Source organism: Solwaraspora sp. WMMB762, from assembly GCF_049179115.1.
In the GTDB taxonomy this organism is placed as follows: Bacteria; Actinomycetota; Actinomycetes; order Mycobacteriales; family Micromonosporaceae; genus Micromonospora_E.
Genome location: NZ_JBMHMD010000001.1, coordinates 5,710,122 through 5,722,154, shown reverse-complemented (window position 1 = coordinate 5,722,154; position 12,033 = coordinate 5,710,122). Strand labels below are relative to the sequence as shown.

Below are 12,033 nucleotides of genomic sequence, written 5' to 3'. Positions count from 1 at the left end.
TCATCCCGTGCCTGACATCCCCTGCCGGCGGCGTCCGGGCCCGGCTGCGACAATGGGGCCCGTCGACCATTCTCGCCGACCGCACCGACACGTCCGCCAAGGAGTTCCGTCCCGGGTGACCGACACGTCCGCCACAACCGCACCGACCGCCGCCATGTTCCCACCCGGGCGGTACGGACGGCGACGCGCGCCCCGAGCGCGCCGGCCGTGGCTCGTCGCGCTGCTCACGGCGGTGGCGGTGCTGGTCGGGACGGCGATCGCCGGCCGGCTCTACACGCTGTACGGCGACCCGCTGCACCAGCCCGAGGTGATCACCTACACCGAGGCCACCGAGGACGGGATCACCATCGACTTCGCCGTCACGGTGCCCCCCGGCGGTGCGACGACCTGCCTGGTCAGGGCCCGGTCGCGGGACGGGGCGGAGGTGGGCCGGTCCGAGGTGACCGTCCGGGCCGAACCGGGCGAACGACACGTCCGCACCACGTACCGGCTGGCCACCGAAGGGGTCGCGTTCCTGGGCGAGGTGCCACGTTGCCGACCCGCCGCCTGACCAGCCGACCGTGACCCTCGCCACACCCGCCGAGGCGGGTGGCGATCCGGCGGCCGGCACACCCGGGCCGTTGCAACCCCGGCACCTCGGTGCGGATCGCTGGTACGTTGGTAGTTCGACCTCGACCGCCCGCAAGCCCACAAGGAGATCGTCTGTGTCCACGACCGACCGCGAGGCGCCCACCACCTGGCTGTCCCAGGACGCTTACGACCGGCTCCAGGCCGAGCTCAACGAGCTGATCGCCGGACGGACGGCGATGGCCGCCGAGATCAATGCCCGTCGGGAGGAAGGCGACCTGCGGGAGAACGGCGGCTACCATGCCGCCCGCGAGGAGCAGGGCAAGCAGGAGGCCCGGATCCGCTACCTGCAGGAGCTGCTGCGTACCGCCAAGGTCGGCGAGGCACCGGACGCGGACAGCGTCGCGCCCGGCACGGTCGTCACGATCCACTTTGACGACGACCCCGCCGACACCGAGACCTTCCTGCTCGGCTCCCGGGAGATCTCCTCGACGACCGAGCTGACCGTCTACAGCCCGGAGTCCGCGCTCGGTCAGGCCATCCTGGGCAGCCGACAGGGTCAGACGGTGACCTACACCGCGCCGAGCGGCGCGGACATCAAGGTCACTGTCGACAAGTTCGAGCCCTTCGCCGGCTGAGTTTGCGGCCGCCGCAGCGGCGGTGGGTCCGTCGGCAGCGGTGGGCCAGTCAGCGAGGGTGGGTCAGTCAGCGACGGCGAACGTTACCTGGTAGCCGCGATCACGGAGCACCTCGACCAGCTCGGTCGAGTGCTCCGGGCCGCGGGTCTCTACCGACAGGCCGACCTGGACCTCACCCAACCGCAGATGCGGGTTGCGCCGCTGATGATCGACGTCGACCACGTTCGCCCGCTGCTCGGCGATCAGCGCCAGCAGCGCGGCCAGCTCACCGGGCCGGTCGCCGCACCGTACGGTGAACCGCAGGTACCGGCCGGCGGCGGCCAGGCCGTACTCGATCACCCGCAACAGCAGCAACGGGTCGATGTTGCCGCCGGAGAGCACCGCGACCGTCGGGGTGGCCGGCCGCACCGCGCCGGACAACAGCGCCGCCACCGCGGCCGAGCCGGCCGGTTCGACCACCTGCTTGCCCCGCTCCAACAGCATCAGCAGCGCCCTCGACAGATCCTCCTCGGAGACCGTCACGATCTCGTCGACCAACTTGCTGACGTGCGCGAACGTCAGGTCACCGGGGCGTCCCACGGCGATGCCGTCGGCGATCGTCCGGTAGTCGGCCAATCGCACCGGGGCACCGGCGGCCAGCGACGGTGGGTACGCGGCCGCGCTGTCCGCCTGCACGCCGATCACCCGTACGTCCGGGCGCAGCGCCTTGACCGCTACCGCGATCCCGGAGATCAACCCGCCGCCACCCACCGAAGTGACGATGGTGGCGACCTCCGGGCACTGCTCCAGGATCTCCAGCGCCACGGTGCCCTGACCGGCGATGACGTCCGGATGGTCGAACGGGTGGATGAGCACCGCACCGGTACGGTCGGCGAACTCCCGGGCCGCGTCCAACGCCTCGTCCACGGTGGTGCCGGCGAACTCGACCTCGGCACCGTACCCTCTGGTCGCGGCGACCTTCGGCAGCGGCGCGCCGGTCGGCATGAACACCGTCGCGCCGATGTCCAGCAGCCCGGCGGCGAGCGCCACGCCCTGGGCGTGGTTGCCGGCGCTGGCCGCGACCACCCCGCGCCGCCGCTGCTGCTCGGTCAGCCGGGAGATTCGCAGGTACGCGCCCCGCACCTTGTAGGAGCCAGCCCGCTGCAGGTTCTCGCACTTCAACCAGACCGGCCCGCCGAGCAGTGCGGTCAACGGGCGGGACGGCTCCAGCGGAGTCACCCGTACCACGTCCGCCAGGACGTCTCGGGCGGCGAGGACGTCCGGCAGTCCGACCAGTTCCGTCATACCGGGCTGTCCACTCTCGGCCACGACGGGGCGTGCCGGGGCCACGATGCCATCATCTCCAGCTGGCCGGCCACCGCGAGCAGCAGCAGCTCCGAGCCGGGCGGCCCGACCAGCTGGACCCCGACCGGCAAGCCGTCCGGGCGCAGCCCGGCCGGCGCCACCAACGCGGGCAGCCCGGCCATGTTCCACGGCGCGGCGTACGGGGCGTACCGCACGCAGCTCCACATGTTCGCCACCCAGGACCGGCGCGCCCAGCTGGTCGCGGCCGGCGGGGTACTGGCCAGCGCCGGCGTCAGCAGCACGTCGGCGCGCTGGTCGGTGAAGAACCCGGTCATCCGGTCCCGCCAGGCGGTGCGGTCGGCTTCCCGGACGTACCCGCGCCGTTGTGCCCACCGGCCGAGCGCGACATGCCGACGGGTCCGTGGTTGCAGTTCCCGGCCGCCGGCCCGGCCGGCCGCGGCGTCCTCGGCCGCGGCGGCGAACCAGGTGGACAGTCCCCGCAGCCCCAGCGAGGCCGGATAGTGCAGCTCGGTGCCGACCACGTCGTGCCCGGCCTCGGTGAGCCGACGCGACGTCGCCGCAACCGCGTCCCGGTTGGCCGCATCTGCCCGCAGCCCGGCCACCGGCGAGGTGAGCGAGACCGCCACCCGCAGCCGGCCCGGCTGGACCAGCTTCTCCGGTCGCCGGCCAGCGAGCACCGCGAAGCCGGTCGCGGCGTCCGCCACGCAGGTCGTCAGGATGCCGTGCTCGGTGAGGCCGAACCAGTCCTCGGTGCCGAGCTGTCGCGGAACCACGTCGCGGCCCGGTTTGAGCCCGAGCAGGCCGCAGCAGGCAGCCGGGATCCGGATCGAGCCGAATCCGTCGTTGCCGTGTGCGATCGGCACCATGCCGCTGGCCACCGCGGCCGCCGCGCCACCGGAGGAACCGCCCGGGGTGCGCGACAACTGCCAGGGGTTGCGGCTGGTTGCCGTTGCGTCGTCGGTGGTCGCCCAGAGCCCGAGCTCCGGCATCCGGGTGACCCCGACGACGACCGCGCCGGCACCGCGCATCCGGCGGACGATCTCGTGGTCGTGTTCGGCGACCGGGGTCCGCGCGGCGGCCGATCCGCGCCAGGTCGGCAGCCCGGCGACCGGGGTGTTCTCCTTGATCGCCACCGGCACCCCGGCCAGCGGCAGGTTCGCCAGGTCCTCCTGCTCGTCGACCTTCTCCGCTTCGACGATGGCCTCGCCGCCACGGACCGCTCGGAAGGCGGACAGCTCCGGGTCGGCCCGGGCGATGTGGTCGAGATGGTCGGCAACGACCCGGGTCGCCGAGGTGTCACCCCGGCGTACGGCCCGGGCGATCTGCCGGGCGGTGGTCCCGACCCAGGTCGGTACGATGTCGTGCACGGCACCTCCAGGCAGCCGGTACGCGGTTCGCGTCGCTGTGCGGACCCGTCGCCGGACCCGCCCGGGTGTCGGGCCGGCCCGGGGTGGGCCCGCCCGTCGGATCTCGCCGACGGATCCTCAGCCGAGCGCCTGATCCAGGTCGGCCAGCAGGTCGTCCACGGTTTCGATTCCGACAGACAGTCGCACGAGATCGCCGGGGACTTCAAGAGGCGAGCCGGCGGCGCTCGCGTGGGTCATCCGTCCAGGATGTTCGATCAACGATTCGACCCCGCCGAGCGATTCGGCGAGTACGAACAGTCGGGCCCGGTTGCAGATCCGCACCGCTTCCGCCTCACCGCCGGCCGCCCGGAACGAAACCATCCCACCGAACCGGCGCATCTGCTTGGCCGCCGTCTCGTGGCCGGGGTGGTCGCGGTGTCCGGGGTAGAGCACCTGGCGTACCGCCGGGTGGTGGTCGAGGAATTCGACGATCCGCTCGGCGTTGTCGCAGTGCCGTTCCATCCGTACGCCCAGGGTCTTGATCCCGCGCAGGGTGAGCCAGGCGTCGAAGGGTCCGTTGACCGCGCCCATGGCGTTCTGGTGGAAGGCCAGCTCGGCGGCGAGCTCCGGATCGTCGGTGACCAGCGCGCCACCGACCACGTCGGAGTGTCCACCGAGATATTTGGTGGTGGAGTGGACCACCACGTCGGCGCCGAGCGCCAGCGGCTGCTGCAGGTACGGCGAGGCGAAGGTGTTGTCCACCACGAGCCGCGCCGCGACGTCACGGGCCAGGGCGGCCAGCCCGGCGATGTCGGCGATGCCGAGCAGCGGGTTCGTCGGGGTCTCCGCCCAGATCATCCGGGTACGACCGGGTTGTACCGCTGCCCGGACCGCGTCGACGTCGGAGATCCGCGCGGCGGTCCAGGCCAGTCCCCAACGCTCGGCGACCTTGGCGAACAGGCGAAACGTGCCGCCGTACGCGTCGTCCGGAATGATCACGTGGTCGCCGGGCCGGCAGACGGTACGCAGCAGCGTGTCCTCAGCCGCCAGACCACTGGCGAAGGCGAGCCCGACCCGGCCCCCCTCGATCGCGGCCAGGCATTCCTGCAGCGCGTCCCGGGTCGGGTTGGCCGACCGGCTGTACTCGTACCCGGCCCGGGGCGCGCCCACCTCGTCCTGGGCGTACGTGCTGGTCTGGTAGATCGGCGGCACGACCGCTCCGGTCCGGGCCTCCGGCTCCTGCCCGGCGTGGATGGCGACCGTGTCGAACCCGTATGTCATGGCACGAGGCTAGGCCATCGGTCCGAGCGCCACCGCCGGTGGGACGGATGCCCGCCCGACCTGCGGGTACCCCGGCGGGAACGAGCTGGCCCCCGCCGGTGTTGTCCGAGAGGCCACGAACGAGAGGAGTCGCACGGTGTTCCTGCGACCGATGAAAGCGAATCTGCCCGAACCGGGGCAGGCCCTGCCCGGCCGGGACCGGCCGATGCCGGTGGCGGACCGGCACGCGGTGCTCGGTACGCCGCTGACCGGCCCGTGGCCGGCCGGTACCCGGGTGGCGGTCTTCGGGATGGGCTGCTTCTGGGGGGCCGAACGGCTGTTCTGGCGGCTGCCCGGGGTCGTGTCGACCTCGGTCGGGTACGCCGGCGGCGAGACGCCGAACCCCACGTACGAGGAGGTGTGCTCCGGCGGGACGGGGCACGCCGAGGTCGTCCAGGTGGTTTACGACCCGGCCCGGATCGGCTACGCCGACCTGCTGAAGGTGTTCTGGGAGAACCACGACCCGACGCAGGGCATGCGCCAGGGCAACGACGTCGGTACGCAGTACCGGTCGACGATCTACACCACCGATGCCGAGCAGGCGACCGAGGCCGCCGATTCCCGGGCCGCGTTCGCTCCGGTGGTGGCCGCGGCCGGCCGGGACGGGATCACCACGGAGATCCGGCCGCTCGGCGAGTACTACTACGCCGAGGGCTACCACCAGCAGTACCTGCACAAGAATCCGGGCGGCTACTGCAACCACGGGCCGAACGGGATGACCTGCCCGGTGGGCGTCGCGCGCAGCGCCGACTGACCCGGAACCGGCCCGTCGCCGATACCGACCTGGAGGCTGGCCGTCGCCGATCAGGCGGCGGCCCGCTCCACCTCCCGCAGCATCAACCGCAGCGACTGGCTGTGCTTGGCCGGTGGCAGACTCGCCAGTGCCGACCGGGCGTACCGCAGCCCTTCGACGCGGTCACCCGACTTGACCAGCATCAGCCCCCGGTGCAGCTCGATGTGGGTGGCGAACCGGGCCAGGCTGGCCGGCCGGGTCCGGTCCGCCCACTCCTGGGCGTCGACCGCAGCCGGGTCGCCGAGGCGGGCGAGCAGCATGCTGGTGAAGGTCGCCATCCGCCACTCGGGCACGGCGAAGTCGGAGATCTGCTCGGCGGAGCAGGTCTGATCGAAGACCCGGCGGGCCGCGTCCAGATGCGCCAGCGCGGCGGTACGGTCGCCACGGACGCCGGCGACGTGCGCCTTGGCCATCAACGCGTTGAGCCGCCCGAGCGACGGTCGGTCGGTCAACGTGAGGGCCTGGTCGGCCAGGTCCTGCGCGACCGCGAGGGCGGCACCCTCGTAGCCGAGGGCGAGCGCGGCGCGGCCCCGGACCCAGACCCGCACGCTCCGGTCGCCGCTGCGGTCCGCGCTGACCGCGGCCAACCGGTACCACCGGACGGCTTCCTGCGCCTCCCCGGTGGTCTTGCCGTAGACGCTGAGGAAGCGGGCGGCCAGTCCCCACATCACCGGGGACCCGAGTTGCTGCTGCAGCACGACGAGGTCGCTGGCGAGCCGGTCCTGCAGCTCACCGGCTCCGACGGACATGTAGTCGCGCCCGAGATTGCCGGCCCGCTCCTGCCACTGCTCCTCGGCCGCCGGGTCGCCGAGCGCCGCAGTGAAGCCGCGGTGGATCAACTCGGAGACGGCGGCCGGTGCCACCACCGCGGCGGCGAGCCCGGTGATCAGGCCCCGACGTTGCATATGGTCCCCCAAGACCTGCTCGTAGGCGGTCACCACGTCGGCCGTCGCTGTCCGCCGCCCCGCCTCGACGTTCGACAGATGACCCTTGCTGAAGTGGCTCAGCGCGGCCATTTTCGCCAGGCTGACACCAGCGGATTCCCGGGCCTTCCTCAGGGTCTCACCCGTATCGCTCATATTCCGCCTGCCTACCTGTATTGAAGACCTGCTGAAAACCCAACCGCGCTTTTCCTGACCTTCGACTGCCCCTGACGCTATTGGTCAGAGGCCGCGGGGATGGCGCGTGGACGCGTTGGACCGAACCTCCACCGACTCGGCGTAACGGCCCGCCGACCTCGCGGCCCATCGACCAGCATGCCAGCGACAGGCCACCATGTACACCAACGTTCCAGGGGTAGGTACACCATCCGGCAAAGACGATGGCAGATGTCGGCCGTGCTGGACAAGTCCGAGCAGACTTCATCCGATCTTCAGTGGCGCGATACCCGAGGCCAGACGAGACTAAGACCATAATCAATCATTGTCATTAACCACTCAAAGTAAGGGCAAGGTAACCATTCGTCACCTTCGGGTAGTGGACCAGCCGGGTGCGACCGACCGCCGGTTCCACCGACCGGACTGGCCCGCGAGCCGTGCCGACGGTCGACGCCGGCACCCCGGCCGAGCAGTCCACGCCGGCACCCCGGCCAGGCAGTCCACGCCGTCGCCCCGGTCGGCGGAAAAATCGTTGCCGGCGGCCGTAGCGGCCGGCTAGCGTGGCCGTACACGGGAAAGGAGGTGGTCCAGCGTTGTATAGCTATAGGACTCGTGAGGTGGCTGCCCGCTAGCCGCTGTCCTTGACAGCTCCGATCGTCGAGACCGTGTGGCAGCGGTGCGGCGAATCCACGACAGCCACCCGGCCCCCGGGGTGCCGGCCCAGTCCAGCCGGCCCGCGTCGAAGACGCGGAAGCCCCGGGGGTCGTTTCATGCCGGTAGGCTCGGCCGGGTGGCGGTCACCCTGCGCACGGCCATCCTCGACGACATCGCCCCGGTGGGTCACCTGCACCACCGGTCCCGGCGCAGCGCGTACCAGGGCATGGTGCCGGATGCCGCGCTGGACACCTACGGGGCGGACGCCGCGGCGCGGTGGTGGGTCGAGCGGTGGAGCCACGAACGTGACACGCACCGGCTGACGGTCGCCGAACACCAGGGGCGGCTGATCGGGTTCACCTACGTCGGCCCGCACGAGGACGGCGAGCCGGCCACCGGTGAGCTGTATGCGATCCACGTCGATCCCGGGCACCAGGGCCGCGGCGTCGGCCGGGCGTTGATCCGCGACGCGCTCGACACGATGCGCGAGCGCCGGTGCCGTCGGGCGGTGCTCTGGGTGTACGCGGCCAACCACCGGGCCCGAGACTTCTACGAAGCGGGTGGCTGGCGCCCGGACGGGGTCGGCCGGGACGGCTGGCTCGGGCCGGTGCCGACTCCGCAGCTGCGCTATGCGCTCGACCTCACGGTCGCCGCAGCTGAGCCGGCGACCCCGGCCGCCGCACAGGGCTGACCGCCACCGGGCTGAGCGCCGCGCCGCCACACAGGGCTTGACGGCCGGGCGAGAGTACGGGACCGCTGCTGCGGGGGTTCCGTCCAGCCCCGCACTCTCGCCCGGCACTGCCCGCCCTAACCGGGGGAAAACGCCTGGCCGAAGGCGCTCAACCGGCGGAGGCGTGCCGGTTGATCGGCGTGGGCGGGCAACAGTGCGGGACCCCGGGATGCTGGCGGGCGCCCAGGGTCACCGCGGTGGTGAAGCACCATGGTCGCCTGCCCCGGTGGCGAACCGTGCCGGGGCAGCGCTTCCATGGCCCTAGTCAACCCCAGCTACCAGCGATCAACCGGACACAATGTGCGACTATCGGCCGGACTTTCCCAGATGTGCCAGCAGGTCCTGACGGGTGATCACTCCACGTGGTTTGCCGTCGACCAGCACCAGGGCGGCGTCGGTGCCGGCCAGCAGCGCCACCGCCTCGCGTACCGGCTGGCCACCGCCCACCATGGGCAGCGGCTGCGCCATGTGCCGCTCGATCGTGTCGTGCAGCTGCGCCTTGCCGCTGAACAGCGCGTCCAGCAGATCCCGTTCGGCGATCGACCCGGCCACCTCGCCGGTCACCACCGGCGGCTCAGCCTTGAGCACCGGCAGCTGCGAGATGCCGTACTCGCGCATGTAGTCGACCGCGTCGCGGATCGTCTCGGTCGGGTGCACGTGCACCAGCTCCGGCAGGCCGCCCGGCTTCGCCGCCAGCACGTCACCGACGGTCGGTTCAGCCGCCTCGACCCCCAGAAACCCGTACCTGGCCATCCACTCGTCGTTGAAGATCTTCGACAGGTAGCCACGTCCGCCGTCCGGCAGCAGCACCACCACCACGTCGTCCGGCCCGGCCCGGCGGGCCACCCGCAGCGCCGCCGCGACGGCCATCCCGCACGAGCCACCGACCAGCAACCCTTCCTCCCGGGCCAGCCGGCGGGTCAACTCGAACGACTCCTGGTCGGAGACCTCCACGATCTCGTCACAGACCGACCGGTCGTAGGTCTGCGGCCAGAAGTCCTCCCCCACCCCTTCGACCAGGTACGGCCGCCCTGACCCGCCGGAGTAGACCGAGCCCTCCGGGTCGGCGCCGACCACCCGCACCGCGCCGCCGGACACCTCCTTCAGATAGCGGCCCACCCCGGAGATCGTCCCTCCGGTGCCTACCCCGGCGACGAAATGGGTGATCCGCCCCTCGGTCTGTGTCCACAGCTCCGGCCCGGTGCCTTCGTAGTGCGACTGCGGATTCGCCGGGTTCGCGTACTGGTCCGGCTTCCACGCGCCGGGGATCTCCGCCGCCAGTCGGTCGGACACCTGGTAGTACGAGCGGGGGTCCTCCGGCGCGACCGCCGTCGGGCAGACGACCACCTCGGCACCGTACGCCCGGAGCACGTTCTGCTTGTCCTCGCTGACCTTGTCTGGGCAGACGAAGACACACGAATAGCCGCGCAGCTGCGCGACCAACGCCAGACCGACGCCGGTGTTTCCGCTGGTCGGCTCGACGATCGTGCCACCGGGACGGAGCAGCCCGGCCTGTTCGGCGGCCTCGACCATCCGCAGCGCGATCCGGTCCTTCACCGAGCCGCCCGGGTTGAAGTACTCGACCTTGGCCAGCACCGTCGCGGAGATCCCCGCGGTGACGTTGCGCAGCCGCACCAGCGGGGTGTCGCCGATGAGATCGACAACGCTGTCGTGGTAACGCACCTCGTTGTGCCCTTCTGCTGACGCCGGCAAGGCGCCATCGTCGGGTTGAGGTCGTCAGCCGACAACAGCCCGCTGCCGGCGGTGGAGTATGTCGGGGTCAGCCTACTGGTGCACGGCCGGTCAGCCGACCACCTGACCGGGCACCACCGACTCGCGCCGGGCCTCCCAGTCCAGGAAGCGTTCGGTCTCGGCGAGCACGCTGCCAGCGAGCCAGGTCACCACGAGCGCGTCGTCGACGATGCCGAGCATCAGCAGCATCGCCTCCGGCACCAGGTCGAACGGGGACGCGACGTAGGCCACGGCCGCGGTCATCAACGCCAGCCGCAGGCCGCCGTCGTAGTCGCCGCGCATCGTGGCCCGGATCATCCGGGGCAGCGCCGCCAGCCGCCGCCCCAGTGAGGGACCACCGCGGGCGCCTGCGGTCAGCGCCCGCCCCAGCGCCGCGAACGCCGCCGCCCGCTTGAGTGTCCTGGCCATCGCGGCCACCTCCTCGTCACCGGGCCTGCCGGATGTGTGTGTGCCCACCGGCCGCCGACCGTACCCCGGTCGTCGACCCGTGGTGCCCTGCCCTCCATGATGCCCGGGATCGGCAACTGTCGCCGGACACGCGTCCGCCGGACACGCGTCCCCAGGCCGGTGGACCCCGGCCAGAATCGGGCTGAGCCCGGCACCGCGGGCCGAGATAATCTCGAAAGACCTAGCACGACGGCAGCAGCGGATCGCAGTCGGGGGGCGCGATGGGCACGGGTGGCGCGGGGACACGTCCGACCGACTGGACCGTGGCTACGCGGGCCGTCCGGCTGGCGGCGTTCGGAGCAGGTGCCGCCGCAGCGGCCGCGGTAGCCACCGCCGGCACCCTCTACGGGCAGGCCAAGCAGGCCCGGCGGATCATCCCGCTGGCCGAGGCGCCACCGCCACGCGGCGACGGGGTGTACGGTTCCCGGCTGCCCGGGCCGCCGCTGACCCTGGTGGTGCTCGGCGACTCGTCGGCCGCCGGCTACGGCGTGCACCGCCCCCGGGAGACCATCGGCGCGCTGCTGGCCACCGGCATCTCCCGCCGGCAGCGGCGACCGGTCCGGCTGCACCGGCTGGCGGTGGTGGGTGCCCGGTCGGTCGGCCTGGTCCCGCAGGTGGAGGCGGCGCTGGAGCTACGACCGGACCTCGCGGTCATCCTGATCGGCGGCAACGACGTCACCCACCGCACCCCGCCGGAGGTCGCGGTCGGGCACCTCGTCGACGCGGTACGGCAACTGCGCGCAGCCGGGGCCGAGGTGGTCGTCGGCACCTGCCCGGACCTGGGCGCGATCAAGCCGATCAAACCGCCGCTGCGCTGGCTGGCCCGTCGGTGGAGCCGACAACTCGCCGCGGCGCAGACCGTCGCGGTGGTCGAGGCCGGCGGCTGGACGGTCTCCCTCGGCGACCTGCTCGGTCCACGGTTCGCCGCCGAACCGGGCCGGCTCTACTCCTGGGACCGGTTCCACCCCTCGGCAGAGGGGTACGCCATGGCCGCCGCCGTCCTGCTGCCGGCGGCACTCGGCGCGCTCGGTGCCAGCACCGCCTCGCGTGGTGGCGTCGCCGGCCGGGAGAAGGTGCGGACGCTGCCCCAGGCCGCGCACGAGGCCGTCCGCCACGCCGGCACCGAGGTCCGCGGCACCCGGGTGGCCGGCCGGGAACGCGGTCCGGCCGGCCGCTGGGCCCGGCTGCGCCGTAGGCCGAGGTTCGCCGGCCGATCCTGGCAGACCGCGGCGCTCACCTGGTTGTTCGGTCCGCCGGGCGGCGATCGGGACGGCGACCACCGCAAGTCGGCCGTATCCTCCGATCAGCGGGTGGGCCTGTCCACCGCCGGACCGCAGGACTGAGCCGTGCGCGACCGCAACCGTACCGACGGAAGGTGACCGCC

General features: G+C 72.4%; 11 protein-coding genes. 5 read left to right on the top strand and 6 right to left on the bottom strand.

Annotation, left to right across the window (positions count from 1 at the left end):
• Positions 1–115: 115 nt before the first annotated feature.
• A complete protein-coding gene (locus ACN27J_RS25630; RefSeq protein WP_421370132.1) occupies positions 116–550 on the top strand; it encodes a DUF4307 domain-containing protein in 435 nt (144 codons plus the stop codon).
• 154 nt (positions 551–704) lie between these two features.
• Positions 705–1,205 (top strand): transcription elongation factor GreA, encoded by a 501-nt coding sequence (greA, locus tag ACN27J_RS25625; protein ID WP_278173899.1) that lies wholly within the window; start codon positions 705–707, stop codon positions 1,203–1,205.
• Positions 1,206–1,268: 63 nt separating this feature from the next.
• On the opposite strand, the gene ilvA is transcribed toward greA, so the two are convergent.
• The 3 genes from ilvA to ACN27J_RS25610 all read right to left on the bottom strand — a co-directional run bounded on the left by ilvA (position 1,269) and on the right by ACN27J_RS25610 (position 5,137).
• Complete coding sequence (ilvA, locus tag ACN27J_RS25620) at positions 1,269–2,489, bottom strand: threonine ammonia-lyase (RefSeq protein ID WP_421370130.1); 1,221 nt, start codon at positions 2,487–2,489, stop codon at positions 1,269–1,271.
• On the bottom strand, positions 2,486–3,877 hold the full coding sequence (locus tag ACN27J_RS25615) for an amidase (protein ID WP_421370129.1): 1,392 nt from the start codon (positions 3,875–3,877) through the stop codon (positions 2,486–2,488). The genes ilvA and ACN27J_RS25615 overlap by 4 nt, the downstream gene beginning before the upstream one ends.
• Before the next feature lie 117 nt (positions 3,878–3,994).
• Entirely contained in the window at positions 3,995–5,137 is a 1,143-nt protein-coding gene (locus tag ACN27J_RS25610) for a cystathionine gamma-synthase (RefSeq protein WP_421370127.1), read from the bottom strand.
• Between the two features lie 136 nt (positions 5,138–5,273).
• On the opposite strand from ACN27J_RS25610, the gene msrA reads away from it, so the two are divergent.
• Positions 5,274–5,930 carry a peptide-methionine (S)-S-oxide reductase MsrA gene (msrA, locus tag ACN27J_RS25605; protein WP_421370126.1) on the top strand — a complete coding sequence of 219 codons (657 nt, stop codon included), beginning with the start codon at positions 5,274–5,276 and terminating at the stop codon, positions 5,928–5,930.
• 50 nt (positions 5,931–5,980) lie between these two features.
• Here msrA and ACN27J_RS25600 read toward each other — a convergent pair whose 3' ends face one another.
• A complete protein-coding gene (locus tag ACN27J_RS25600) occupies positions 5,981–7,048 on the bottom strand; it encodes a helix-turn-helix domain-containing protein (protein ID WP_421370124.1) in 1,068 nt (355 codons plus the stop codon).
• A gap of 808 nt (positions 7,049–7,856) precedes the next feature.
• On the opposite strand from ACN27J_RS25600, the gene ACN27J_RS25595 reads away from it, so the two are divergent.
• A complete protein-coding gene (locus ACN27J_RS25595) occupies positions 7,857–8,411 on the top strand; it encodes a GNAT family N-acetyltransferase (protein ID WP_421370122.1) in 555 nt (184 codons plus the stop codon).
• Between the two features lie 345 nt (positions 8,412–8,756).
• On the opposite strand, the gene ACN27J_RS25590 is transcribed toward ACN27J_RS25595, so the two are convergent.
• Both ACN27J_RS25590 and ACN27J_RS25585 read right to left on the bottom strand, forming a co-directional pair.
• Positions 8,757–10,133: a cystathionine beta-synthase gene (locus tag ACN27J_RS25590; RefSeq protein WP_421372468.1), complete on the bottom strand. Its 1,377-nt coding sequence runs from the start codon at positions 10,131–10,133 to the stop codon at positions 8,757–8,759.
• Between the two features lie 120 nt (positions 10,134–10,253).
• A complete protein-coding gene (locus tag ACN27J_RS25585) occupies positions 10,254–10,610 on the bottom strand; it encodes a YkvA family protein (RefSeq protein WP_416556109.1) in 357 nt (118 codons plus the stop codon).
• Between the two features lie 260 nt (positions 10,611–10,870).
• Between ACN27J_RS25585 and ACN27J_RS25580 the strand changes: the two genes are divergently transcribed.
• On the top strand, positions 10,871–11,992 hold the full coding sequence (locus tag ACN27J_RS25580) for an SGNH/GDSL hydrolase family protein (RefSeq protein ID WP_421370120.1): 1,122 nt from the start codon (positions 10,871–10,873) through the stop codon (positions 11,990–11,992).
• Positions 11,993–12,033: the final 41 nt, after the last annotated feature.